This window comes from Paenibacillus sp. JNUCC 34 (assembly GCF_058269055.1).
This window is the reverse complement of sequence record NZ_CM177770.1, coordinates 14,405-39,052: the sequence shown is the minus strand read 5'-3', so window position 1 is coordinate 39,052 and position 24,648 is coordinate 14,405. Positions and strand designations below refer to the sequence as shown.

Below are 24,648 nucleotides of genomic sequence, written 5' to 3'. Positions count from 1 at the left end.
TTTCGGCAGAACAGGCCTGCTTCGCAAATAAAGCGACGGCAGGCCTGATGCTTTGATAACCGGCAGACAATCATGTCTTAGGATGCCCCATGAGACTCCAATGTTTCCTCTCTGGATACAAATTTCTCACAGTATTCAATAATTTGGCTCCGTCTAACGATGCCGATAAACCGATTCATATCGTCTACAACGGGTACGAAGTTCTGTACCTTGGCCAGGTTGATCAAATCCTCCATATTTGCCTCAATGGATACAGGTTTGATATTCATACAAAGCGGAACGTCTTTTAGCAAAAATTTCGATGCACTCTCAAATGTAATTTTTCCATCCGAGTTTTTCATGTGCCACAATAGATCGCCCTCTGTCACCGTACCGGCATACTGTCCGTTCTTATCCAATACCGGCACGGCAGTATAACGATGATATTCCATCCGCTCTAGCGTCTGCCGCAGTGTGGAATCCATCGTTAAACAGATGACTTCCTGTTTCGGCAGCAAAAAAAACGCGATATTCATAGTTATGAATCCTCCTTATGAGCGTAAGCGTGAGGCCCGTCAATAAAATAATGATGTGTCATTAGATAGCTATGCTGCTAAACATGTACTTCATGAGCATTTTTGCAAACGCTTTATAAATACATACGTAAACAGACGATAACTGTTTCATGAAGGACACAAAATCAGCAGCCAGACAATCCGGACTGCTGATTGAGTTTTGATACTATTGTCCGATCCGGAATTCCGGAGTCTATGATATATTCGTGAGTTCGCTTGCTTTATTTCTCCGTATTCTCAGAATTCTCCGGCTTCATAAGTTGGGCTTCAGGGGTTGCTGGATCCATCCAGTTATCTATCATCTTACGGGCTTCCATAACATCTTCATCATTGGCATCATTGTAATAAACACCGTTCAATCTCATGCCTTCACCCATAATAGTAAAGCTGGTCATTTCCGGTTTGCCCCCGATTAACAACTGCTTTGCCAGGTCAATAATAAACTTGGGTTGCATGTCCGTTTGGAAATTATCACCCATAATGTCAATCAAGTCAGGCACTTTCCCGATTTGATCAATCTGCATCAACCGCTTGGCTGCCGCATCCAGAAACACCTGTTGACGCTTCGTCCGGTTAAAATCACTATCTTCCCGATAACGCACGTAGTTCAGCGCTTCCTCACCCGAATAAATCGGTTTATTGGCTTCCACAGTGAATTTCTCGTGGTCTTTCCCTTTGTTTACAATATCCTTACCAATTGGCAGCTCTACACCGCCCATCGCGTCGACAACATCCTTTAAGCCTTGAAAATTGATTGACGCATAATAGTCGATTTCTTCATCAAGGAAGGCCTCCATCGTATCTTTAGCCATCTGATGACCGCCAAAAGCAAAGGCATGGTTAATCTTATCCTTCTTATCTTTACCGATAATATCCACGTACGTATCACGAGGAATAGAAACTAGCAGTACATTGGATTCTTTAGGACGTACCACCGCCAATATCATCGTATCGGAACGGGCAGGCTCATCCTCGCGCTGGTCACTACCTATCAGCATGACACTAAACGGCTCACTCTGAAGTACTACAGGCTGAGGCGTTTGATCGCTCTGCAGCGGTTTGTACGACTTTTGCAGCGAGCTCTCCACCTTCTCCGACATAAACAAATCAAATGCCACTATCGCGAGCTGTGCCCGAAATAGATAACCCAAGCTACCTATCAACACAACTGCAGCAAGGGCAATATATAATGTTTTCCTCTTCATGGGATAGATTCCTTCTTTTTTATAAAATAAAAAACGTATTTGTATGAGATAAACCAAAGATAGCGGAAGTATCTGCTGCCGTTTGGCTCGCCTCCTTCCCTTATTTAACGGCTATGCGTGTACTATTGACGCATGACCGAAGCCCTGTTTTTTAACGCAGGGCAGTAGCAGCATATAGTCTATTGTAAACCAGAGGCACGCTCTGTGTGAAGTCCAAGTCAACAGTTCTATAAAACTACCAATTATGTGAGAGCCATATTAAAAGAGTTTATCTATCCCATTTAACGAAGAAAAAGCAGCCGAAGGTACCCGTACATGGAACCAATCATTCAGCCGCTCTTTCAGAGTTAATGTTTTGGAAAATCCATAATCAAATAACTTTCGGGTTTCTACAAACCGCGCTTCCTTACTTTTGGTCCCTAGGACAACGGCTATGAGGCGGCTCCCGCCTTTTTCTGCCGTTCCGGTGAAGCAATAACCAGCATTCACTGTATACCCTGTTTTTAGACCGTCTGTCCCTTCATACGAATAAGGACCCGCAAGAGAAGGAAGCATCCAATTCGTCGTACTCAAATACAGATCCCGGCCCTTCAGCTTCATCTGTGTCTTGCTTGATGTATTCAAAATATCAGGATGGCAGTTGATCAGATGAGCTGCAAGTTTTGCCGTATCTGCGGCTGTCATGCGGGTCTCTCTTCTAAGATCCAGCTTCCGGTCAGATCCTGTACCGCCGTTTTCCAAGCCTGACGCGTTAACGAAATAGGTTTGACTTGAAAGCTGAAGTTCCTTCGCTTTAAGATTCATTTGTTTAACAAAATCACCCTCTGAGCCGGCAAAATGTTCAGCGAGCGCTACTGCCGCGTCATTAGCGGAGTATAAAGCCATGCTTTGGAACAACTCACGTACAGTAAGCTCCTCTCCTTCATTCAGAGATAACCGCACTCCGCCCACATTGCTTGCATACTCGCTAATTCTCACCTTTTCATCCCAACTATGGGTTCCATCTTTGATTTTATCCAAAATGATCAGTTCGGTCATCAATTTTGACATACTTGCGGGAGGCAGAGGCACATCACTATTTTGACTATAAAGAATACGACCTGTATTCAAATCCATCAGCACAACCGCCTTGGCTTCCACTTCCGGTTTAATACCGATTCGTTCTATATTCATTGCAATGACCAAACCTATAGGAATCATAATAAGTATACCCATCACATACCATAACCAGCGTTTTTTCATATGTAAGCCCTCCATAGTATTAGACGTATGAAAGGGCCGTTTGGTCTGCAATTTTTTCGAATTTTTTTTATTTTTTTACTCCGATGTTAATACTTATTTTTAAAAAAACAGCGAATAGGTTTCCCTGTCGCCGTTTTTTCTAATAATAGATATTTATTTGGGTTGTATTATACATAATGACAAGCTACATAGTGATCGTCACCCATGTTACGGTACTCCGGTACCTGTTGTTTGCACAAATCAGATGCAAGAGGACAACGGGTATGGAATTTACAACCTGATGGAGGATTTGCCGGACTTGGAATATCACCCTTCAAAACGATTCGATCCCGCTTAATGGTTGGATCCGGAACCGGAATTGCCGAAAGAAGAGCTTTCGTGTACGGGTGAAGCGGATTCCGGAACAATTCTTCCTTGCTTGCCATCTCTACCATGGACCCCAGGTACATAACACCGATACGGTTACATAAGTGTTCTACAACACTGAGATCATGAGAGATGAACAGATAAGTGAGCTGTTTCTCTCTTTGAAGGTCACTTAGCAGATTGATAATCTGCGCTTGAATGGATACGTCAAGTGCGGATACCGGTTCATCGGCTACGATGAAATCCGGATTCAGGATCAATGCCCGCGCGATACCGATCCGCTGACGCTGCCCACCTGAAAATTCATGCGGGAACCGGTCATAGTGATAACCGGACAATCCGCAAATCTCCAACGTTTCAATAACGCGAGCCTTCAAATCTTTACGATCGACAAGCCCGTGATCGAGAAGCGCCTCTCCGATCGCATCCCCCACCTTAATTCTCGGGTTGAGTGAGCTGAACGGATCCTGAAATACAATTTGCATTTTAGGACGCATTGCGCGCATCTTCTCTTTAGATAATTTATGGATGTCCTGGCCATTAAAAACAACTTGTCCATCCGTTTTCTCAAGCAGGCGAAGAATCGTACGACCAATGGTACTTTTCCCACAGCCTGATTCTCCAACGAGTCCAAAGGACTCACCGCGATTAATCGAAAAGCTTACGCCGTCAACGGCTTTTACGTTTCCAACCGTCCGCGAGAACACACCACCCGTAATGGGGAAATATTTCTTCAGATCAGTAACTTCAATTAACGCTTGACTCATTTCGCTTGCCCCTCCTCTTCGTACAGCCAGCATGCAACCTTATGACCGTTAGGATCGATGCCAAGCGGAGGTTCTTTCTCAACACAAATATTCATGCAAGACTCGCATCTGTCGTGGAAATGGCAGTTATTACCGAGCTCAATCGGATTAGGTACTTGCCCCGGTATCGAGTACAAACGGTCCTGTTTTTGGTTAATGATTGGCTTGGCCTTTAAAAGTCCTTTAGTGTACGGATGCTTCGGGTTCTGGAACAGCTCAATAACAGGAGCCTCTTCAATTACTTTACCGGCATACATAACAACTACATAATCGGCCATTTCCGCCACGACTCCAAGGTCATGCGTAATCAACATGATAGAAGTGTTGAATTTTTTCTTAATATCACGCATCAAGTCCAGAATTTGTGCCTGAATCGTAACATCAAGTGCCGTTGTCGGCTCGTCGGCAATGAGCAGTTTTGGATTACAGCTGAGCGCAATCGCGATCATAATCCGTTGGCGCATACCACCACTGAGTTCATGTGGATACGATTCATAAATTTTCTCAGCACGAGGGATTCCAACAAGATTAATCAGTTCAATTGCACGTTTACGTGCTTCCTTACGGTCAACCAGTTGGTGAAGAATGATCGGCTCGGCAATTTGCTCCCCGATCGTTAATACGGGATTCAAGGAAGTCATCGGCTCCTGAAAGATCATCGCGATCTCGTTACCACGAATCATGCTCATATCCCGTTTGTTCATTTTAAGAAGATCTTTACCTTCGAATACGATCTCTCCCCCAACTGGAGGTACATCAACCAAACGCATTAGTGACATAGCCGTCACACTTTTTCCGCAGCCTGATTCACCGACTACACACAGCGTCTCGCCTTCGCGAATCTTAAAGCTGACATCGTCAACGGCTTTCACGATACCTGCGGAGGTATGAAAATGCGTTTTTAAATTGCGGAATTCTACTAATTCTTTAGCCATTATCGCATCTCCTACTTCTTCATTTTAGGGTCAAGTGCGTCGCGAAGTCCGTCGCCGATCAGGTTGATCGCTACAACGGTAATAAGAATACACATACCTGGTGGAATCCACAGCCACGGTCTCTTATTGAAGTCAATCATATTATTGGCAGCCGAAATCATGTTACCCCATGACGGAGTCGGTGGAACAACCCCGATGCCGAGAAAGCTGAGAGCCGATTCGTAAAGAATAGCTCCGGCCACACCCAACGTAGCGGATACGATAATAATCGGTACGGTATTCGGCAGCAGATGGCGGAAAATTTTACGACGGTCCCGAAGGCCCAGCGCTTCCGTTGCCTGCATAAATTCCTGCTCACGAAGCGCCAAGATTTGACCGCGCACAAGTCTTGAAAGACTGCTCCATCCTAGCAGACCGATCATAAGCATTAGGAAATAAATACGGTTTCCTGGTTCAACCTTAAGGTCAGACAATACCGCACCCATGATAATGAGGATTGGAAGAGACGGCATAGCCAAGAAAACATCAGCGATACGCATAATAAGTGTATCTACGCCCTTGCGGTAAAAACCGGCAAGTGCACCCAGTGTAGAACCGATAACTACGGAAATACCAGTAGCTACCAGACCAACCGTAAGTGAAATTCTTCCTGCCAGCATCATCCGAAGCAAGATATCACGGCCCAGCTTATCCGTACCGAGCCAATGCTCTGCACTTGGTGCCAGGTTCTTATCTATTACGCTATATTCATAGAGTGAATAAGGCGAGAATAGCGGTCCAATAAAGCATAGTAGAAACATAAATATCAAAATAATAAGTCCTATTAAAGCCAGTCGGTTTCGTGCGAACCGGCGAATCGCCATTCGCCATGGGGAATCCGGCTGCTTCTTCGGAACTTGTAGATTCGTTTTTATTGGTGCAGCCTCAACGGACAAATGAATCTCCTCCTACTTTAAGCGAATTCTTGGATCAGCCGTTCCGTACAACACATCAGAGATCAGGTTACCAACGAGTGTCAGAGCAGCTGTAAACAACGTAAACCCGAGCATAAACGGATAGTCACGCATGCCGATCGATTCTAGATAAACCTGACCAATCCCTGGCCATATGAAGATCTTCTCCAAGATGATGGCTCCGCCGAAAAGTGCAGGCAGCTCAAAGCCCATCAACGTAATAGCCGGAAGCATCGCATTACGAAGCGCATGCTTGAATATGACTGTCCGCTCTTTTAATCCCTTGGCCCGTGCTGTACGAATATAATCCTGACGGATCACTTCCAGCATGCTGGTACGGAAATAACGAGTCAAGCTGCCTGTACTCAGCATTGTCAATACGACAATTGGCAAGAATCCATGCTTGGCAACGTCAACAATGTATGCCCATCCTGTAGCTTCCAAACCAGCTGTTTTCATGCCGCCGACAGGTAACCACCCGAGATCCAAGGCAAAAATCTTAATGAGAAGTAGTCCGATAAAGAAAGATGGGAGCGACATACACAAAAATACGATCAATGTAACCAGCTTATCAAAAAAGGAATATTGGAATTTTGCAGAAAGAACACCTGCAAAAATAGCAATAATCCAGCTTAACATCAAACTGCAAAACGCGATAATAAATGAATTCCAGACATAATTTCCTATAACGGTTGTAACGGGCTGCTTGTGCTGAAGGGAGTCTCCCATGTTTCCTTGTACCATATTCCCGACCCAAGTAAAGTAACGCTCTACTGGAGGTTTGTCTAAACCGTAAATGGCCCGAAGCTGAGCCGCTCTTTCTGCGGACATGTTCGGGTTGTCTTGAGCCGTAATATAATCACCTGGAACCAACGCGGAAATCGCAAAGACAATAATAGATATCCCGATCAAGGTCGGAATGATCTGCAGCAGCCTCCGAATAATGTATTGCTTCATATTATTCCTCCTGGCATATAAGTGGATATGCCCAGCTCTCGCGAGCTGAGCATATTTCTCCGGTTGTTATTGTTCCAATCCAACTTTATACAGATCAAGCGTAAAGTATTTGTATGGTGTGATAACAAGGTCTTTAACTCTCTCGTTAATAGCCCACATATCACGTCTTTGATATAGCAAGATATCTGGGATATCTTTGTTCATCTCTTGGTACATCTTCTTGTAAGCTTCCTTACGTGCTTCGAGATCCATAGTTGCTAGACCTTCTTTGTTGTACTTGTCTACCTCTTTGTTGGAGTATCCGATATCATTCTGTGACCCGCCTGTAATATATACAGTGGAATCTGGATCCGGAGTCAAGCCCCAAGCTGCAAAGAACATATCGAAATCGCCTTTGTCTTTCTTATCCATGATTGCGTTGAAATCCAGTGTCTCGGAAATCAGTTTAATACCAAGTTCTTGATAGTTCTGAGTCATAACTGGAATCAGAGCGTCTACAACTGGGTTGTCAGCTGTAGCGGAGAAATGGATTTCAAATTTAACTCCGTCTTTCGTACGGATACCGTCTGCGCCTGGAGCCCAGCCAGCTTCATCCAAGAGTTGTTTCGCTTTCTCTGTGTCGAAATCGTATGTTTCAATACCTTCATCTGTGTAAGCCCAAGACAAGCTGGTCTGAGGAATATTAATCGCGTTACCGTATGGACCATACTTGATTTCTACGATTTCAGCACGATTAAGACCATATACAAGCGCTTGACGAACCTTTTGATCTTGGAATTTAGGATCTTTATGGTTCAGTGCAATATATCCGTACCCGTTAGTTCGGAAAATATTCAGATCCAAGAAACCGTAAGATTTCAATTCTTCAACAGTGTCCTCGTCTACAGTTACCATATCAACATCAATTTCACCAGACTTTAACATAGCCATTCTGGTTTCTTCTGTTGTGGTTTTGTAAATGAGGTTTTTCACTTTTGGTGCGCCCAAGAAATAATCTGGGTTAGCTTCGAATACAACTTCTTGCCCTGGAGAGAAGCTCTTTAAAGAATACTGACCGCTGCCAATTGGCTTCGCGTGCAGATCTTTCATATACTCCAGATGGCCTTGCTTGTAGTCCTTACCATAGTAAGATTCAGGGGTTAAATAGATCGTCCCCAGGTCATCTTTCGTCAATGCATTTGGTTCTGTAACTTCGATTTCGATGTTGTAATCATCAATGATCTTAACGCCGGAGATTTCATTTGCTGTACCTTCGAAATACTCTTTACCGCCTTTAATATTCACTTTATGGATATCGGATTGACCATCATAGCTACTGTCATGAAGAACTTTCAGTGCAAATGCATAGTCTTTAACGGTAACAGGAGTTCCGTCCGTGTACTTAACACCTTGCTTCAGTGTAAACGTATACTTCTTCTTGTCTTCAGAAACTTCAATTTTCTCTGCGAGACGGTTTTCATACGTTCCGTCTTCCGCAAGAACGAGCCATGCATCGAATACAGCGTCTACAACATATCTGTCATATACTGTCTGCCGATAAAACGGGTTGAATACACCCTTAGGAGCTGTCATACCAATAATAATTGTGTCTTTACGGTTTTTAGCCGCTGAAGTGTTCTTGGATGGATCTGTTGCTTCAAAATATCCCTCGCTTTCATTTTCACCTTCTGCAGCGGGTGCTTCTTCTTTATCTTTACCCTCTTCAGTTTTCGGTGTTTCTTGACCTGCTTCTTCCCCTTGTTTTGGCTCATCGGTCTTGCCGCCGGAACATGCTGCCAGTACAGAAATGGCAAATAACATAATTACCAGCAATAGCGACATTCTTTTTTTCATGCTAATCCTCCTTCTAAAATAATGTTGCTTATAAATTATTAGGATAATTTAGAAATCATCCTTAAATAATTACAGGTTAGTGATCTAGGATGTTCAGTAGCATGATAGTTAAAAGTATTGAAATCTTCCAAAAAATATACCATTGGTCAATTTAGTACCAAAGTCTCTAACAATATCTTCATCTCTGTAAAATTAATGTTATGATACGTGTAAAAATAGGTGACGTCAATTACTTTTTCGAATTTTTTTTTAAAAAAATGTTTTTAATCGTTGATTTTAGTTTACAAAATGTAGTTAAAGTCAAATTTTTGGTTTATGTTTTTTTCAGAAAATATGGAAATTTTTATGTTTTGTTCATAATTCTTTCACAAATTTTCATCATAAATTTTTTTTTGTAAAATTCAATGTGAGGTTATTTAACATGCAATGCAGTTATTTTGACGCATGTATGCTTTCCTGTGTTAAAATGATTGTTGTAGGTCACATTGAGGGAATAAAGGCTAACCTAAATATTCGTGTTGGTTCGTCTAAGAAATTTTCATGTAACATTTAATATACAATTAGATTTAACTCTATAACAAAAAAACAACCCGATTTTACCGGGTTGTTGTGTTTACTGTTGCTTAACAAACAATTGATTTTAACATTTTATGCCTCTATAAATTTTTAACCCAAGCCAGCTTAAGATCCATCTCTTCTATACACTGGTGATGATCATGGTTGTCATTGGCCACCAGTGGTGTTACCGGGTAAATTCGCATAGACCCATCATACGATCTTAGCAGTGGTTGCAGATTGTTGAATCCTTTGTATTCAGGGTTTAACCAAGTTTCCATATTCTCTGCAGACAAAATCGCCGGCATGCGCTCCTCAAATTCACGAATGAACACATTAGCCCCTGTCATTAACATGGTGCAAGTTCTCATTTCTTCTCCTTTAGCATTCCGCCAAGTTTCATACAAACCTGCAACTCCAAACAGTTCATTGTTCGGCATTACTACTCTTACGGCGTAACTCTTTTTCCCTACAGTTCGCCAGTAATAAAAACCATTACACGGAATAACGCAACGCCGTAAATCGACTGCCTTTCGGTATGTCGGATTTTGATCCACCGTACTCAGGTCTGCATTGACCGCATCCTTGCCCCAATATGGAACCAATCCCCACCGGTACTCATCAAGCACCCTTTCACCTTGGCCATGAAGAATCACCGGTACACTTTGAGTCGGACTAATATTGTAACGATTCTTATAAAAATACATCACCCTGTTAATTTCAAAATGTTTGCCTATTTCATCTATACCAGCGGACATTGAAAATCGCCTGCACATCAGAAATCCCTCCTTTTCCTTATCGTTTGGATAAAAGAGGTATATTATGCATGAGAGAATATTGTTTCCTGGGAGGAGACATTCATTATTGATCCTTCAACAATTACAGTAGCGCACTGTCCTTTAACTATCCTCACTTCATGGATCTCCACATGATTAACGTCTTATGGGAAGAGACAAGCTTACATCATTACCTATTCATCAAGGTTTTCCTTTTTAATAGAGAGAAATATTCATAATAGTTGGTTTTAAAAGATAAATGGATGACCTTTATAGGCTATCTATGTCACTTCAAGAATTAAAAATTTTAGTTATATTTTTCACACAGGATCAGTGTCCATTCAGAAGAGACGTTTGTGTATTAATTATTTATCTTGAATGAATATTTGGACGTCTCAACAACATTACACGCCATGAACATTCGTCCGTACTCAGTGGACAAATAATAATTCCCCCATCATTTATTCATATACATGATCCACACAAAAAAACAGCCCAGCCATATAGGCTGAGCTGTTTTCTCACTTAACGAAGAACTACTCCGTAGTGTATGGAAGCAATGCGATTTGACGGGAGCGTTTGATCGCAATCGTCAAGGCACGCTGATATTTTGCACTAGTTCCAGTCACACGACGTGGCAAAATTTTGCCGCGCTCGCTGATGAACTTCTTGAGCAAATCAGTATCTTTATAGTCAATGTGAGTAATTTTATTCACAGTGAAGAAACAAACTTTACGACGCTTGTTGCGGCCGCCACGGCGTGCCGGTCTTTTGTCGTTATCTCCGCCTTCTCTTTGCTTAAAAGCCATGCTTTGTCAGTCCTTCCTTTATTAAAATGGCAAATCATCATCCGAAATATCGATCGGTTTTCCTTCATCGGAAAAAGGATCCTGATTGTTGCGCGAGTTGTTGTTATTTCCACGGTTTCCGCCGCTGTTGCTGCTTCCTCCGCCAAACGACGATTCCTCACGATTTCCGCCGCCTCCGCTGCTATCTCGGTTCGATTCCAAGAAACGGACATTATCGGCAATCACTTCGGTGACGTATACACGTTTACCTTCGTTATTCTCGTAATTCCGCACTTGAATGCGCCCTTCCACAGCCGTCAGACGGCCTTTACGCAGATAGTTGGCACACGTTTCAGCAAGCTGTCTCCAGGTAACGACCGGAATAAAATCCGCTTCTCGTTCCCCGCCTTGTCCAGTAAATGGACGATCTACGGCAAGTGTAAACTGTGTGACCGCTACTCCTGCTGGCGTATAGCGCAGCTCCGGATCCCGGGTTAGCCGGCCGATCAAAATGACACGGTTCAACAATCCAATCCCCTCCTTAGAACGAATTCATTACAAAATCCCTCGGTCTTAGGCTACGTCGTTCGTAATGAGATAACGAATTACATCGTCAGAAATCTTCATGATACGCTCAAGTTCAGTAATAACTTCAGGTGTTGCATTGAAGTTTACCAGAACGAACACGCCATCACGGAATTTCTTGATCTCATACGCAAGACGGCGTTTACCCATTACGTCGTGCTTTGTAATTTCTCCGCCGTTGGAGATGATGCCTTGGAATTTATCGACTGCCGCTTGAACAGCTTCTTGCTCAATGTCAGGACGAATAATGTACATCACTTCATATTTGCGCATATCTTTCACCTCCTTATGGACTTCGGCCCCCAATCATGTTGGGAGCAAGGAACGAGCGTAAACTCGCACCATAATAATATATCAGAACGGATGATCGGATGCAAGTTTCTTTTCCTTGTTGAACGTAAAGGAATCGACGCTAAATAGGTCTGTTATTCATCAGCCTCATGTATGCCCTTCCGCTCTTTCCCTGCCATGTTTCCCGGTTCGTCGGTGCACCCTAAGGAAGCATGTCATTATAATTAAGGAGGAATCATCATGGGTGAACGCAGTGAGTTCCACAGCGGAGAGATAGCTCCCAACAACGGTGTATATATTGAGGTCGGCGTAAAAGACCATATTATGGGTATTGAGGATCCACAGCAGGTTAAACTTAAAAAGGGAGACAAGTTTCCCGACAATCGGAATGATGACCGTGTATGGATGAACAAAAGACGGGTTCAGCCTAAGTAACTTGTACAGCAATTTTACGATCAACTGACTACAGAGTGTATTTTTCCATAATACCGGGGTATCCCACTCAGTGCCGAAAAATATTTTTTCTCATCATGTATTAAAATCCGTTAATTACACACAATATTATTAGGCGGTGCAATGAGAGAGGTGTGGTTCCGTTGGACAACGCAGCTGAATTACGCATAGGGTCTTACTCTGCACGGGTAGCATGCGGAGGGAATAAGCAAAGCGCTTGACCGTACTGGACAAGTAAAGGCTGATGGACCAAGGTATTGCGAATGTGTAAGCTATAGATTCCATATCACAAGCACCGCCTAACCAGTGAAGGACCCGAAAGGGTCCTTCTTTTCCTTCTATAATAGAAGGAAACAATCCACAATCTCCCGTTGGTTTAAACAACAAGAGGTTCACGAATGTGATCACCATTTTTATAACATACAATCACATGCTGCACATGATTTGATATATAACCTATTTGATTTACCAACATTTGTCGGTTGACAATTCAGATACTGTAAGGGTAAGATTCAACTGAATTTAATATGTCCTCGTTAGGTGAGGCTCCTATACAAACACAGGCCACTGCCCAGAAATATCGAAAGATGCCTATGGGTAGAACAGGGATTGCCGGATTAAGGCTTTCCATAAGGTGGCTAAGAGAAATAATTCTCTTTACGTTGTATAGTGCCAAAACTCGACTAGGGGGAGCGAATGTTTTTTTGTATGCGTTCATCAGCCCTCTAGCTTTGTTAGAGGGTCTTTATTATGTAAAGGGGGGAAACAATCCATGGACGGTAGTCCTAGTAGTCGAAGTACACGTTTAACTTCAAATCCTGCGAAAAGGGAGAACCATGTTCTCTTTGCATCGGTATGTTTCCCATACTTCTGTTTCCATCTGCCCTCACAACCAGGGCGGGTCTGCTTAAGTATGCGTATTTGACATACGATGCAAAGATGAACATAAATAAGGTCAGCTCTCCCTGATTCAGGGGAGAGCTTTTTTTGTGTTTATTTCTGTATGGGAGGGAATCAAAATGAAAAAACAAAAGAGACAAAAATTGAACAACGAAACTATGAACAAAGAAATCTCAAAGCGCCTAATCTATGCCTCTACTTGTATTGCAGAGGATTTGATGGAGGAGTATTCCACAAATTCTCAAGGGCTTTCTGAATCCGAAGTCAAGAATAGACTTGATCAATATGGAAACAATCAGATTGCGTCTGAAAAGCCACCGGCATGGTATATTCAATTGCTGTTGTGCTTTAAAAATCCATTTATTCTGATCTTACTCGGATTAGATGTGTTCTCTTATTTTTCCAATGATATAGAAGCCGTTATTATCATCAGCACATTGGTTTCCATCAGTGTACTCATTACATTTACTCAGGAGTTTCGTTCCATCCGAACCGCTGAAAAACTGAAGGCGATGGTCAAAACGACCGTGGCTGTCACCCGGCAATCTGTCCGAAAAGAAATCGATACGGAGCAATTGGTGCCTGGTGATGTGATACACCTCTCAGCAGGCGACCTAGTTCCAGCAGATGTAAGATTAATCGAATCGAAAGACCTTTTTGTCAGCGAGTCTTCTCTAACCGGGGAGTCATTGCCGATTGAGAAACAAGACATGATGCCTCACGATGGAAGCAAAGCGAGAAATAGATACCAAATGCCAACAAACCCGTTAGAGCTTAATAATATGTGTTATATGGGGACCAATGTTATTAGCGGCACAGCAACAGCTATTGTTGTCTCTACCGGAGCTTCCACTTATTTGGGCTCCATGGCCAAGACAATTGTCGGCAAGCGGCCGATGACAAGTTTTGATAAAGGGGTGAACAGCGTCACCTTTGTCATTATTCGTTTCATGCTCATTATGGTGCCCATCATTTTCTTCATCAACGGCTTTACCAAAGGAAACTGGATCGAAGCCTTCTTCTTCGCCCTCTCTGTTGCTGTCGGATTAACCCCAGAAATGCTGCCGGTCATTGTTACTGCCAATCTTGCCAAAGGCGCAAATGCCATGGCTCGCAATAAAGTTGTTGTTAAGCGTCTCAATGCAATCCAAAACTTTGGAGCTATGAATATTTTATGCACGGATAAAACCGGGACGCTAACGCAAGACAAGATTATTCTATCCAAACACCTAGACATTCATGGCAATGAAGATGCAAAAGTACTGGAATATGCTTATTTGAACAGCTTTCACCAGACCGGGCTTAAAAATTTGCTCGATGTCGCCGTGTTAGAGCATGCCGAACTAACAGACGTGCTAGGTGCTGAGAACAATTATGCCAAGTTTGATGAAATCCCTTTCGATTTCAATCGTCGTCGGATGTCTGTTGTATTAGAGAAAATGGAAAATGAACATGTTCTCATTTGTAAGGGCGCGATGGAAGAAATACTCAGCATCTGCTCACACGTATCTGATAACGGACAAGTCATCCCCATTACACCGACAATTCACATCAATGTGCAACAGCTTGTACAAAAATTAAATACTGATGGTTTACGTGTAATTGCCGTAGCTATGAAACAGTTGGCACCCAAAGATGAACTGTATGGAGTAAAGGATGAAAAGGATTTAGTACTAGTTGGCTTTATCGGATTTCTTGATCCACCAAAGGAAAGCTCCGCGACCGCAATTCAAGCTTTGCAAACAAACGGCGTGGAGATCAAAGTGCTTACAGGTGATAATGCGGCAGTCACTCGCAAAGTTTGTACAGATGTTGGTCTGCAAGCAGATCAGATTGTATTAGGCCATGAAATTGAGAACCTCTCTGACGTGCAGCTAGCTGATCTGGCTGAGAGAACAACCGTTTTTGCCAAACTAAATCCGATGCAGAAGGCGAGAATAGTGCGTGCGCTGCAAAGCAAGGGGCATACTGTCGGATTTATGGGAGACGGGATCAACGATGCTGCCTCTCTGAAAGATGCTGATGTAGGCATCTCGGTAGATACGGCGGTAGATATCTCGAAGGAATCTGCTGATATTATTTTACTTGAGAAAAGCTTAATGGTATTAGAGCAAGGCGTGATTGAAGGTCGTAAAACATTTGGCAACATTATTAAATATATCAAAATGACTGCCAGCTCTAACTTTGGCAATGTGTTCAGTGTATTAGGCGCTAGCGCGTTCCTGCCATTCATGCCAATGCTGCCGATTCATCTGCTCATTCAAAATCTGTTCTATGACATCTCACAGCTTTCCATCCCTTGGGATCGTATGGATAAAGAGTTCTTGGCAAAACCAAAGAAATGGGATGCCAAGTCTATCGGAAGATTTATGATCTTTATAGGCCCGATCAGCTCTATTTTCGATTACATCACTTTTTTTGTCATGTATTTCGTATTCGCAGCCAATACCGCAGCAGATCAATCGCTGTTTCAGTCCGGATGGTTTATTGAAGGACTATTATCACAAACGCTGATCGTGCATATGATCCGTACTGAGAAAATACCATTTTTCCAGAGCCGCGCCAGCATGCCCGTCATGCTGCTAACCAGCGCTATTATGATTGTAGGCATCTATGTTCCGTTCTCAGTCTTTGGCGAAAGTATCGGCTTACAACCGTTACCGCTGCAATATTTCCCTTGGTTATTAGGCATTTTGCTAAGCTATTGTGCACTGACGCAACTTGTTAAAAAATGGTACATTCGTAAGTTTAACGAATGGTTATAAGTTTCTGTTACTAACCGCTACAAGGCCTCGTATGGGTTAATATCTTTCATCTCATGAGGCAGTCGCTCAAATCGCAAATAGTCTGCAATAACCCAGGCATCAACGCGGTCTCGTTCTTGGGAAGGACTATGAAGTCCTTCTTAAGACGAGATATTTTGCGTGCATTTAAGACGTAAACCTGGAACTGAATAGTCGGTTCATATCCATAACGAAAAAACACTCCCTACGTGATAATCACGTAGAGAGTATTCTGTAATCAGTAAGGTGCTTCGGAATTAGCTAGCACATTACCGTATGTAATTCGATCAGCTTGTGGATCATATATCATACTGAGAACCCCATAACTGCGGGCTTTAACGATAGGTGGCGGAAAGGGTGGGATTCGAACCCACGCACGCCTTGCGACGCCTAACTGATTTCGAGTCAGCCCCCTTGGGCCTCTTGGGTACCTTTCCGCAGCACGATTGATTATAACATGTCTTACGAAGCAGGTCAATACTTCTGCTATCAAGTGCTTGCTGTCATGCGATCAAGCTTCGCCTGTTCCACCTTCCGCGGCCGCAGACCGCAACACCTTCTTCATATTCTTCTCAAATTTAGCTCGCGGAATTAGTACACTATGCTGGCAACGCGTACACTTGACCCGGATATCCATTCCCATACGAATGATCTCCATCTCATTATTTCCGCAGGGATGGGGCTTTTTCATCTGAACAACATCCCCAAATTGAAACACCTTGCGTTCCATACCCGCTCCCCCTTTAGATTGTTCTGCACCGTTATGTTGTTATCTATTCTATACACTATAACTCATGCCATCAAGCATCAATCCATAACCCAACCATTATCCTTGTGAAGATTGACGAAGCTCGTCCTCTTCCATTGCCTGCTTGATATCCTTATAAATTTCGCGTTCGGCTACTTCCCGTGAATCCGGATGACATTCCGCAGCAATCCGTACAACATATTCAGCAGTTGTCAGCGACTGAATTCCAAGCACCTCGGGATCCCTCAGTAGCTCAGGCCGACGCTCCGCAATGCCTTCAAGCGCTCGTTGAATAAGCGATATCGTTTCATTCACTCGCGCCTCATTCTTCACCGGTAAATCCACGACCGCAAGCGAATTGGACACAGAATAGTTCGTTACACTCGTAATCAATCCGTTAGGAATAATATACGTTTCCCCATTCAATCCAGTTACTCGAGTTGTACGCAAGCCAATTACTTCTACCGTACCTCTGAACTCTCCGCTCTTGATCATATCACCAACAGCGAACTGATCCTCCAATATAATAAAAAAACCAGTTATGACATCCTTAACTAAACTCTGTGCCCCAAAACCAATTGCTAATCCAAGCACACCAGCACCGGCCAACAGCGGCCCGAGTTCAAAGTGGAATTCTGACAAAATGATCAGTACCATTACAAAGTTACAAACGACGGCCGTTACATTTTTCAAGAGTTCTCCCACAGTAATAAATCGACGTGGATTCACACTAAGTCTACTTTTCTCCTGCCTCTGTAAAAACTGATCTATCATTTTATATACAATTCGTATAATGAGACGGGTTAGCAGAAATATGGCCAGTATTCGAATTGCAGCAAATAATACACCCATCCACATATCTACATCGGTTATCCAACTCCAGAAAGCATCACTCATTTGTAGAGCCTCCTCGATTTCGTCTTTCATTAAACCATCTTGATTCTCCATCTGATGCTCCTCCCCATCTTGCTCTAGATGCTTATATAAATCTCGTTGTCATTCTGCGCAAAAATCCCCCGGATCTCAACCCTTTCATGGGCGATGATTTCCTTTACCTCTTTTAACGCAGTGGGTGGAAACTGAATTGATAATGCACAACCTGCTGTAATCTCTTTAGGTGTCGGAAACAAGTCAATTTCAATTTCTGCGTAATCCAGCAGCATTTCCGCCCTAAGCGCTTGCTGCGTAGAATCGAAAGCGATCAGCATCATACCTGACACACCGCACACCTCCAAATACCTCTTCCCCTATGGATCACTAGTCTATGAACATTTTAATCTTTCTTTTGCCAATCTGGAAGTATAAAAACATTCTTTCATCCATATACTGATACTACCATTCGCAGACGAAAGGAAGATTCTATCTATGAACCGTTTATCTAAACACTCACCCCATCAGGAGTTTTCAAGCTTAAAAATACCACATACCGATCCTGAAATCCATTCTGCTATTATTCATCGTCTGCTCTATCATCTATCCTCAGGAGTTCAACGCCGTCCATTAGTCATCGTCTGCATCGGTACGGACCGTTCCACTGGAGATTGCCTTGGTCCACTTGTCGGTACATCTCTCTCGCGTTACAACAGCTCGCTGTTCCATTTGTATGGCACCTTGGACGAACCTGTGCATGCTATGAACCTGAAGGAAACGCTCACTATGATAAATGAACAATTCGATAATCCCTTTATCATTGGTATTGATGCCTGTCTCGGTCAATCGGCAAGCGTTGGATCCATTCAAGTTTCAGACGGCCCTCTGCGTCCTGGTGCAGGTGTACATAAAGAATTGCCGCCGGTCGGCGATATCCATGTAACTGGCATCGTCAATGTCGGCGGCTTTATGGAATACTTCGTATTACAAAACACTCGTTTAAGTCTCGTTATGCGGCTGTCTGATATAATTGCCAACTGCCTTTTCTCTGCTATGAAGGAATGGAACCGTGCTACCCTTCTTGCAGCGCGAGATGTATAGCCTCTTTTTCCTCAGGAGATAAAGAATGCTGGGATTCACCGTTTTTCAACGGTTTGGCATAAACAAATGAACTCTCCCGGTTATATAGGCCGGTAAGTACCAACCCATCCCCTTTTTCACTTAGGATGGCTATAGAGAAACTCAAATCGTTCCCCCGTTCACCAAAAGCATTGTATCTTACGATACCGGTTTTGGACTTTACCCCTTTTAAAGTTTGGCTTACAGTATCCAGATGTGAGCGATGATTCCCTTGTTCCTCTTCAATTGCGTCCATTTGAATTTTCAGATTAAGGAGCAGTGTTTCCAGATCCTCTACTCCGCTACCGGACATCATCGCATCATATTTACGCCGCATTTTGCGAACCTTTGCACCTTGGGCGATTACGGTTACCCATAAAATCAAGATGATGACGATCATTCCGACGACAAACCAATGAAGTTGTTCCATAATCAATTCATTTAATTCAGACATACTTCTTCATTCCTTCTCCTCAATCTTGATCTGTCGATCAGGCCTGGATTTTAGCCATGGCATCCACCATGATGTCAACATCCTCTTTGTTAGTCCATAACCCAACACTGGCTCTAACAGCGCCAGTGTTTTCCGTGCCTGCCGCCATATGCGCCAGTGGAGTACAATGGAAGCCTGCCCTTACGGCAATGCCATATTCGCGATCCATTTTAAATGCTAGCTCGGAGGCATCCCTCTGTTCTACCACAAAGGAGACGATTCCCGTTCTTGGCTTTCCTAAACCTGGACCTAATATGTTCACCCCTCGTATAGAGGATAGCCCCTCCATCATCCGTTGTGTAAGTTCCCATTCATGGTGATAGATTTTCTCCGGTGTCCATTCCAACACCTTTTTCACACCTGCCTGAAGACCTGCACAACCAATCGTATTCGGCGTCCCTGCCTCATATCGATCCGGCCTCACACTCGGCTGCTCTACAGCTTCAGATTGACTGCCAGTCCCACCATGCAACAACGGTTCCAATTCTATATCCGGAGAGATATAGAGCCCTCCCGTTCCTTGAGGCCCTAGAAGCCCTTTGTGGCCCGGAAAAGCCAGCATACCGATATTCATATCATTCACATCAATTGAAAGCATCCCCGCACTCTGAGCCGCGTCAACAAGGAGCACGGCTCCATGTCGAGCTGCCAAATCTCCAATTTCTTTCACTGGGAGTATTGAACCAAGCAGATTTGAACTATGGGAACAAACCACAAGCCGAGTATTTGCTTTAAATGCTCTCTCTACCTCTTTTAAGTCCACTTGCCCATCTGCATCAACCGAAATATAGTCAACACTTATTCCTCTGGTCCGTTTCAAATACTCCAACGGTCTCCTTACTGAATTATGCTCGATCATCGTCGCAATGACGTGATCGCCTTCACCAAGGTATCCCTTGATCGCTAAATTCAGCGCCTCTGTCGTATTCGAGGTCAACGCAATATCATTAGGGTTATTGACTACGAACAATTCTGCCAATACTCTGCGTGTGTTGTAAAGCACTCTTGATGCATTCACAGCCATGCGATGACTTCCACGCCCTGGGTTAGCCGCTGCATCGTTCATCGCCGACTTCATAGCCTCCATCACTTCCGGAGGTTTAGGCCACGAGGTGGCCGCGTGGTCCAGATAAATGACTGAGTCCATCCCGCATCTCCTTCAATCCAGCGAAACGATTTAACCACCCGATTCGGAGTGATTCGTTCCCGCAAGGAATATAAGAATATGTGCAGCCTTTCATTTCTCACAATAAGAAAGACATGCCTTGTTCCTGTTAAGGAACACCGACATGTCTTTCCCCATCAAGATGTGATATTCCAAATTAGCGAGTTATAATTAGACGAAACAAATTTCGCCGCAGATTATTTTAGCATTAGCTCACATTATTTTAAAACACATTTTCCCCAAAGTGAAGTTATTGCAACAGATCAAGCAATCGTTCCAAATCCTGTTTACTATAATAGTTTAACTCGATCTTCCCTTTATCCTTATTATGTTTAATTTTAACCGTCGTTTTGAACCGCTCGCGCAAATTCTCTTCCAGGTGATCAATATAAGGATCCCGTCTTTTCACTTTCACCTTATCTTTTTCCTCGGACTTACGATCCAAGTTTTTCACCGCTTCTTCAAGTTCACGAACACTCCACTCTTGTTCCACACACTGTTTCGCTAATTGTTTAACGAGTACAGGATCTTTCAATCCCACGATCGCCCTTGCATGTCCCATTGACAATGTTCCACGTGAAACATTTTCCTTCACTTCTTCTGGTAAAGACAACAACCTCAAAAAGTTAGCGATATGAGATCGTGATTTACCTACCTTCATAGATAACTCTTCCTGTGTTAAGGAAAATTGTTCCATTAGGCCTTGATATGCAACTGCCACTTCCATTGCATTTAAATTCTCACGTTGGAGGTTCTCAATCAGAGCAATTTCCATAACTTGTTGATCACTGAAAGAACGAACGACGGCAGGGATCGTAGCTTTACCACAATATTGAGATGCCCGGAAACGACGTTCACCGGCGATAATCTCATATCCCTTAAGAACACTGCGTACAATAATCGGCTGAATCACACCATGCTGCCGAATCGATTCAGCAAGCTCCTGAATCGCTTCTTCATTGAACGTTTTCCGAGGCTGGTACGGATTGGCCCGTAGCTGACTAAGCGGAATTTCAACGACTTTGTCATCCTCGTTAATAGACAAAGAAGGAATAAGCGCATCCAACCCTTTTCCTAAACGTTTACTCATAAGAGATCACTTCCTTTGCCAACTCCAAGTATACCTCTGCTCCTTTGGAACGAGGATCATAAGTTATGATCGACTGTCCATGGGAAGGAGCTTCACTTAAACGGACATTTCTTGGAATAATGGTCTTGTACACTTTTTCCTGAAAATATTTTTTAACTTCTTCAATCACCTGAATCCCCAGATTAGTCCGAGCATCCAACATGGTTAGAAGTACACCTTCAATTTTGAGAGAAGTATTCAAATGTTTTTGTACCAGGCGCACTGTATTCAGCAACTGGCTCAAACCTTCCAACGCATAATATTCACATTGAATCGGAATAATGACCGAATCCGCAGCCGTCAAAGAGTTAATCGTCAAAATGCCAAGTGACGGAGGACAATCAATCAGGATATAGTCATAATTGGGTTTGACCAACTGAAGAGACTTCTTCAGCCGAACCTCACGTGAAATCGTTGGAACAAGTTCAATCTCCGCCCCGGCGAGCTGGATGGTTGCAGGAATGATATCCAGTCCTTCGATATTCGTTGGATTTATAGCATCCTTCGGATGTACCTCGTTGATGATAACATCGTAAATGCAGTTTTCAACATCTGCTTTGTTAATGCCGACACCACTGGTCGTGTTCCCTTGGGGATCAATATCCACCAAAAGCACTCGTTTGCCTAGCGAAGCCAGTCCCGCGCCCAGATTAACAGAAGTCGTAGTTTTGCCGACCCCGCCCTTTTGATTTGCTATGGCAATTGTTTTAGACACTCGTTTCACCTCAATGTAGGAAGACTCTTCTAGTAGGCTGCAAAAGATGATATACAGCAATCATGCCGTATATTGCACATTTGGATTATCGGCTGCCCTTTGAGGGACAGTACCGGAACGGTTATGCGCAATCCGCTGGGTTCGGACACGAAACCATTTTTTGAAGATATAAATGCGTTAAGCTCCAAAAAATGCGGTCTGTCTTCCTAGGAGGTAGATCTCTAAGCTGCTTCTTAGGTCAACAGAAAAAGCGGCTCAATGAATACCGCTCTCACGCTTTCATGTCATTCTATCGTTATCTTTTTGGAATTTTAATAACAATCTCATAATGGTCTTCATGATCGTTCTCGGTCGTCTTAATTGCCATACCCGATCCCGACACCATATCAATCGATTGACGAATGGTGTTCAAAGCCAAACGAACATCTTTGCTGTATGAGATTCGTTTCGATTTTTTCATTGTTGTTACTTCTTTATAAAATGCTACTCGCGCTTCGGTCTGTTTAACATTTAATTCTTTGGCTATCACTTCACCCAATACCTTCAGCTGAGTTTCCACATTATCCAAAGATAACAGTGCACGAGCATGACGTTCTGTAATCTTACGTTCCATAAGCGCCGTCTTTATCTCTTCCGGCAGCTGTAGTAGTCGAATTTTGTTAGCAATGGTGGATTGACTCTTACCAAGGCGTTGCGCAAGACTCTCTTGAGTTAACTGGTGAAGATCGATCAATTTCTGATAGGCAACCGCCTCTTCGATTGACGTCAGACCTTCCCGCTGTAAGTTCTCAATCAAAGCAATAGAAGCCGCTTGGGAATCATTAAAATCCCGAACAATCGCAGGGATTGTATCCATCCCCAGCTTTTTAACCGCACGCCAACGACGCTCACCGGCAATAATCTCATACACGCCATTACGGACACGAACGACAATAGGTTGAATGACACCATGTGTTTTGATGGTCTGCAGCAATTCATCGATTTTCTCATCATCAAAAATCGTACGCGGTTGGTAGGGGCTGCTTACAACCTCATTCACCGGAATATGCTTCACTTCATCCCCATTATTACGTTCCGCTGCTAAGCCAAACAACTTCGAAAATTGTTCTTTCATTCCGTATATTACCACCTAATTTCATGATAGCATGGACGACGCCCCTACTCTCTATCAAGCCGATTACAAGTCGGCGGCCGACATGAGTGACATTAAAACTGTTAATCCCTACAGCAAAGCCAGAATAACGACTTCGACTGTAAAAATCCCCCATGTAGAGTCAGGCATTTCCCTGCATAAAACATTACATTCTTCATGACATCAGCAAAAAATGGACCGGTTTATGTCCGGCCTCTATTAACTGGTACTACGATTCTATTCTACCACTTTTTGTCCTATAATCCTATTCTACAAACTCACCTTTTTTTCCTGCAATTTTGGTGTATTATTACAAAAGGATATCTATTTCTCTTATTACGGACGACATTCTCTCTGCTTCTGAATTAATACCTTTTTCACAGCACTAAATTCTAAACAAAAACCTCTATCGACGCACCTCAAAGAAGACAGACCGCACCGCACTTATCCGTAGTTTTCTTTGCGAGATACAGATTCACTTTAAATCTTTATACTTTTTATCTCAAAACAAAAAGGAATGTTTCACGTGAAACATTCCGTTAATTCAGATAATCGATATAGGTTGTTAAATAAGAGGTGTCTTAGCTGCTGTTCCTGCTTTGCGAGGATATTTAGTTGGAGTTGCACCCTTTTTGTCAATTACAACAATGTGTCGATCCGACTCTTCCACAGGAAGTGAGAATGAATGCACCTTGCCCAGCGTACCTCTCAGTTCCTTTAAGCTTCGTGATGCTTCTTTTAATTCGTCTGAAGGATCGCTACCCTTCATCGCAGCGAACTGTCCTCCCACCTTAACAAAAGGTAAACAGAATTCATTCAGCACAGCCATTCTGGCTACTGCACGTGCTGTTACCAGATCAAAGCCATCACGGTATCCGTGCTTACGAGCGATCTCCTCTGCTCTACCGTGCAGCAGTTCAACCTGCTCCAGTCCTATCGAGTCAGCAACATGCTTCAGAAAGTTAATCCGTTTATTCAGCGAATCTACGATCGTTAATCGAAGGTGAGGAAAACAAATTTTCAACGGAATGCCGGGAAAGCCCGCTCCTGAACCAATATCGGCTAAGGAGCTAACTTTTTCCATATCCACATAAAACGCAAGACTCACCGAATCGTAAAAATGTTTCGTATACACTTGATCCCGATCCGTAATACCGGTCAGGTTCATCTTCTCATTCCACTCAACCAGTATTTTATAGTAGTTCTCAAACTGGTCTAGCTGTTTCTCATTTAATCTAATACCGCGCTCACTGAGGCGGTGGACAAAAGCTTCCTGAATGGCATCCATATACTTG

General features: G+C 43.2%; 24 protein-coding genes, 1 tRNA gene and 1 riboswitch. Of the genes, 3 read left to right on the top strand and 22 right to left on the bottom strand.

The genetic code is table 11. The features are described from left to right. Window positions 1-77 precede the first annotated feature (77 nt). The 12 genes from AC2TF5_RS00185 to rpsF form a co-directional block, all read right to left on the bottom strand. A complete protein-coding gene (locus tag AC2TF5_RS00185) occupies window positions 78-515 on the bottom strand; it encodes a CBS domain-containing protein (protein ID WP_491300299.1) in 438 nt (145 codons plus the stop codon). 260 nt (window positions 516-775) lie between these two features. Further along, window positions 776-1,759, bottom strand: coding sequence for an LCP family protein (locus AC2TF5_RS00180; protein ID WP_491300298.1), 984 nt, complete (start codon window positions 1,757-1,759; stop codon window positions 776-778). 258 nt (window positions 1,760-2,017) lie between these two features. Then, on the bottom strand, window positions 2,018-3,001 hold the full coding sequence (locus AC2TF5_RS00175) for a D-alanyl-D-alanine carboxypeptidase family protein (protein ID WP_491300297.1): 984 nt from the start codon (window positions 2,999-3,001) through the stop codon (window positions 2,018-2,020). A 167-nt stretch (window positions 3,002-3,168) separates the two neighbouring features. Beyond that, the gene (locus AC2TF5_RS00170; RefSeq protein ID WP_491300296.1) at window positions 3,169-4,134 is read right to left on the bottom strand and encodes an ABC transporter ATP-binding protein; all 966 of its coding nucleotides are present in this window, start codon (window positions 4,132-4,134) and stop codon (window positions 3,169-3,171) included. Further along, window positions 4,131-5,108, bottom strand: a complete 978-nt coding sequence (locus AC2TF5_RS00165; RefSeq protein ID WP_491300295.1) for an ABC transporter ATP-binding protein — start codon at window positions 5,106-5,108, stop codon at window positions 4,131-4,133. The genes AC2TF5_RS00170 and AC2TF5_RS00165 overlap by 4 nt, the downstream gene beginning before the upstream one ends. Window positions 5,109-5,119: 11 nt before the next feature. Next, window positions 5,120-6,043 (bottom strand): oligopeptide ABC transporter permease, encoded by a 924-nt coding sequence (opp4C, locus tag AC2TF5_RS00160; RefSeq protein WP_491300294.1) that lies wholly within the window; start codon window positions 6,041-6,043, stop codon window positions 5,120-5,122. Between the two features lie 12 nt (window positions 6,044-6,055). Continuing rightward, entirely contained in the window at window positions 6,056-7,018 is a 963-nt protein-coding gene (locus AC2TF5_RS00155; RefSeq protein ID WP_491300293.1) for an ABC transporter permease, read from the bottom strand. A 66-nt stretch (window positions 7,019-7,084) separates the two neighbouring features. After that, a complete protein-coding gene (locus AC2TF5_RS00150) occupies window positions 7,085-8,851 on the bottom strand; it encodes an ABC transporter substrate-binding protein (protein ID WP_491300292.1) in 1,767 nt (588 codons plus the stop codon). Window positions 8,852-9,507: 656 nt separating this feature from the next. Continuing rightward, the gene (locus AC2TF5_RS00145) at window positions 9,508-10,182 is read right to left on the bottom strand and encodes an SOS response-associated peptidase (protein WP_491300291.1); all 675 of its coding nucleotides are present in this window, start codon (window positions 10,180-10,182) and stop codon (window positions 9,508-9,510) included. A 536-nt stretch (window positions 10,183-10,718) separates the two neighbouring features. Then, the gene (gene rpsR / locus AC2TF5_RS00140; protein WP_006207333.1) at window positions 10,719-10,991 is read right to left on the bottom strand and encodes a 30S ribosomal protein S18; all 273 of its coding nucleotides are present in this window, start codon (window positions 10,989-10,991) and stop codon (window positions 10,719-10,721) included. A gap of 21 nt (window positions 10,992-11,012) precedes the next feature. Beyond that, window positions 11,013-11,498 (bottom strand): single-stranded DNA-binding protein, encoded by a 486-nt coding sequence (gene ssb, locus AC2TF5_RS00135; protein ID WP_208916858.1) that lies wholly within the window; start codon window positions 11,496-11,498, stop codon window positions 11,013-11,015. A 45-nt stretch (window positions 11,499-11,543) separates the two neighbouring features. After that, window positions 11,544-11,828 carry a 30S ribosomal protein S6 gene (gene rpsF / locus AC2TF5_RS00130; RefSeq protein ID WP_491300290.1) on the bottom strand — a complete coding sequence of 95 codons (285 nt, stop codon included), beginning with the start codon at window positions 11,826-11,828 and terminating at the stop codon, window positions 11,544-11,546. 258 nt (window positions 11,829-12,086) lie between these two features. On the opposite strand from rpsF, the gene AC2TF5_RS00125 reads away from it, so the two are divergent. Together AC2TF5_RS00125 and mgtA are read left to right on the top strand one after the other, a co-directional pair. Beyond that, window positions 12,087-12,281, top strand: coding sequence for a YjzC family protein (locus AC2TF5_RS00125; protein WP_491300289.1), 195 nt, complete (start codon window positions 12,087-12,089; stop codon window positions 12,279-12,281). A 543-nt stretch (window positions 12,282-12,824) separates the two neighbouring features. Further along, window positions 12,825-12,997, top strand: a riboswitch (M-box (ykoK) riboswitch). A gap of 321 nt (window positions 12,998-13,318) precedes the next feature. Beyond that, a complete protein-coding gene (gene mgtA, locus AC2TF5_RS00120; protein ID WP_491300288.1) occupies window positions 13,319-15,964 on the top strand; it encodes a magnesium-translocating P-type ATPase in 2,646 nt (881 codons plus the stop codon). A gap of 364 nt (window positions 15,965-16,328) precedes the next feature. On the opposite strand, the gene AC2TF5_RS00115 is transcribed toward mgtA, so the two are convergent. From AC2TF5_RS00115 to AC2TF5_RS00100, 4 genes are all read right to left on the bottom strand, one after another. Continuing rightward, a tRNA-Ser gene (locus tag AC2TF5_RS00115) sits at window positions 16,329-16,419 on the bottom strand. A 74-nt stretch (window positions 16,420-16,493) separates the two neighbouring features. Further along, a complete protein-coding gene (locus AC2TF5_RS00110) occupies window positions 16,494-16,712 on the bottom strand; it encodes a DUF951 domain-containing protein (RefSeq protein WP_491300287.1) in 219 nt (72 codons plus the stop codon). Window positions 16,713-16,808: 96 nt separating this feature from the next. Continuing rightward, window positions 16,809-17,678, bottom strand: a complete 870-nt coding sequence (locus tag AC2TF5_RS00105; protein ID WP_491300286.1) for a mechanosensitive ion channel family protein — start codon at window positions 17,676-17,678, stop codon at window positions 16,809-16,811. 23 nt (window positions 17,679-17,701) lie between these two features. Continuing rightward, complete coding sequence (locus AC2TF5_RS00100; protein WP_491303034.1) at window positions 17,702-17,941, bottom strand: putative Se/S carrier protein; 240 nt, start codon at window positions 17,939-17,941, stop codon at window positions 17,702-17,704. 154 nt (window positions 17,942-18,095) lie between these two features. On the opposite strand from AC2TF5_RS00100, the gene yyaC reads away from it, so the two are divergent. After that, window positions 18,096-18,701: a spore protease YyaC gene (gene yyaC, locus AC2TF5_RS00095; RefSeq protein ID WP_491300285.1), complete on the top strand. Its 606-nt coding sequence runs from the start codon at window positions 18,096-18,098 to the stop codon at window positions 18,699-18,701. Here yyaC and AC2TF5_RS00090 read toward each other — a convergent pair. The 6 genes from AC2TF5_RS00090 to rsmG form a co-directional block, all read right to left on the bottom strand. Beyond that, window positions 18,673-19,173, bottom strand: a complete 501-nt coding sequence (locus AC2TF5_RS00090) for a DUF4446 family protein (protein WP_491300284.1) — start codon at window positions 19,171-19,173, stop codon at window positions 18,673-18,675. The two genes, yyaC and AC2TF5_RS00090, sit on opposite strands and share 29 nt — an antisense overlap. Window positions 19,174-19,210: 37 nt before the next feature. Continuing rightward, the gene (locus AC2TF5_RS00085; protein WP_491300283.1) at window positions 19,211-20,359 is read right to left on the bottom strand and encodes an aminotransferase class V-fold PLP-dependent enzyme; all 1,149 of its coding nucleotides are present in this window, start codon (window positions 20,357-20,359) and stop codon (window positions 19,211-19,213) included. A gap of 268 nt (window positions 20,360-20,627) precedes the next feature. After that, window positions 20,628-21,467: a ParB/RepB/Spo0J family partition protein gene (locus AC2TF5_RS00080; protein WP_491300282.1), complete on the bottom strand. Its 840-nt coding sequence runs from the start codon at window positions 21,465-21,467 to the stop codon at window positions 20,628-20,630. Further along, on the bottom strand, window positions 21,460-22,221 hold the full coding sequence (locus tag AC2TF5_RS00075; RefSeq protein WP_491300281.1) for a ParA family protein: 762 nt from the start codon (window positions 22,219-22,221) through the stop codon (window positions 21,460-21,462). The genes AC2TF5_RS00080 and AC2TF5_RS00075 overlap by 8 nt, the downstream gene beginning before the upstream one ends. A 295-nt stretch (window positions 22,222-22,516) precedes the next feature. Further along, entirely contained in the window at window positions 22,517-23,335 is an 819-nt protein-coding gene (noc, locus tag AC2TF5_RS00070) for a nucleoid occlusion protein (protein ID WP_491300280.1), read from the bottom strand. 583 nt (window positions 23,336-23,918) lie between these two features. Continuing rightward, entirely contained in the window at window positions 23,919-24,641 is a 723-nt protein-coding gene (gene rsmG / locus AC2TF5_RS00065) for a 16S rRNA (guanine(527)-N(7))-methyltransferase RsmG (protein ID WP_491300279.1), read from the bottom strand. Between the last annotated feature and the right edge of the window lie 7 nt (window positions 24,642-24,648).

What these genes read in the sequence shown, in the direction of transcription:
- AC2TF5_RS00100 (WP_491303034.1), bottom strand. Translation starts at nt 17,941, where the DNA reads ATGATGCTGATCGCTTTCGATTCTACGCAGCAAGCGCTTAGGGCGGAA.
- rpsF (WP_491300290.1), bottom strand. Translation starts at nt 11,828, where the DNA reads ATGCGCAAATATGAAGTGATGTACATTATTCGTCCTGACATTGAGCAA.
- AC2TF5_RS00150 (WP_491300292.1), bottom strand. Translation starts at nt 8,851, where the DNA reads ATGAAAAAAAGAATGTCGCTATTGCTGGTAATTATGTTATTTGCCATT.
- noc (WP_491300280.1), bottom strand. Translation starts at nt 23,335, where the DNA reads ATGAAAGAACAATTTTCGAAGTTGTTTGGCTTAGCAGCGGAACGTAAT.
- AC2TF5_RS00090 (WP_491300284.1), bottom strand. Translation starts at nt 19,173, where the DNA reads ATGTCTGAATTAAATGAATTGATTATGGAACAACTTCATTGGTTTGTC.
- AC2TF5_RS00145 (WP_491300291.1), bottom strand. Translation starts at nt 10,182, where the DNA reads ATGTGCAGGCGATTTTCAATGTCCGCTGGTATAGATGAAATAGGCAAA.
- rpsR (WP_006207333.1), bottom strand. Translation starts at nt 10,991, where the DNA reads ATGGCTTTTAAGCAAAGAGAAGGCGGAGATAACGACAAAAGACCGGCA.
- mgtA (WP_491300288.1), top strand. Translation starts at nt 13,319, where the DNA reads ATGAAAAAACAAAAGAGACAAAAATTGAACAACGAAACTATGAACAAA.
- AC2TF5_RS00155 (WP_491300293.1), bottom strand. Translation starts at nt 7,018, where the DNA reads ATGAAGCAATACATTATTCGGAGGCTGCTGCAGATCATTCCGACCTTG.
- AC2TF5_RS00185 (WP_491300299.1), bottom strand. Translation starts at nt 515, where the DNA reads ATGAATATCGCGTTTTTTTTGCTGCCGAAACAGGAAGTCATCTGTTTA.
- AC2TF5_RS00125 (WP_491300289.1), top strand. Translation starts at nt 12,087, where the DNA reads ATGGGTGAACGCAGTGAGTTCCACAGCGGAGAGATAGCTCCCAACAAC.
- AC2TF5_RS00085 (WP_491300283.1), bottom strand. Translation starts at nt 20,359, where the DNA reads ATGGACTCAGTCATTTATCTGGACCACGCGGCCACCTCGTGGCCTAAA.
- AC2TF5_RS00180 (WP_491300298.1), bottom strand. Translation starts at nt 1,759, where the DNA reads ATGAAGAGGAAAACATTATATATTGCCCTTGCTGCAGTTGTGTTGATA.
- AC2TF5_RS00165 (WP_491300295.1), bottom strand. Translation starts at nt 5,108, where the DNA reads ATGGCTAAAGAATTAGTAGAATTCCGCAATTTAAAAACGCATTTTCAT.
- AC2TF5_RS00105 (WP_491300286.1), bottom strand. Translation starts at nt 17,678, where the DNA reads ATGGAGAATCAAGATGGTTTAATGAAAGACGAAATCGAGGAGGCTCTA.
- AC2TF5_RS00080 (WP_491300282.1), bottom strand. Translation starts at nt 21,467, where the DNA reads ATGAGTAAACGTTTAGGAAAAGGGTTGGATGCGCTTATTCCTTCTTTG.
- AC2TF5_RS00170 (WP_491300296.1), bottom strand. Translation starts at nt 4,134, where the DNA reads ATGAGTCAAGCGTTAATTGAAGTTACTGATCTGAAGAAATATTTCCCC.
- rsmG (WP_491300279.1), bottom strand. Translation starts at nt 24,641, where the DNA reads ATGGATGCCATTCAGGAAGCTTTTGTCCACCGCCTCAGTGAGCGCGGT.
- yyaC (WP_491300285.1), top strand. Translation starts at nt 18,096, where the DNA reads ATGAACCGTTTATCTAAACACTCACCCCATCAGGAGTTTTCAAGCTTA.
- AC2TF5_RS00175 (WP_491300297.1), bottom strand. Translation starts at nt 3,001, where the DNA reads ATGAAAAAACGCTGGTTATGGTATGTGATGGGTATACTTATTATGATT.
- AC2TF5_RS00110 (WP_491300287.1), bottom strand. Translation starts at nt 16,712, where the DNA reads ATGGAACGCAAGGTGTTTCAATTTGGGGATGTTGTTCAGATGAAAAAG.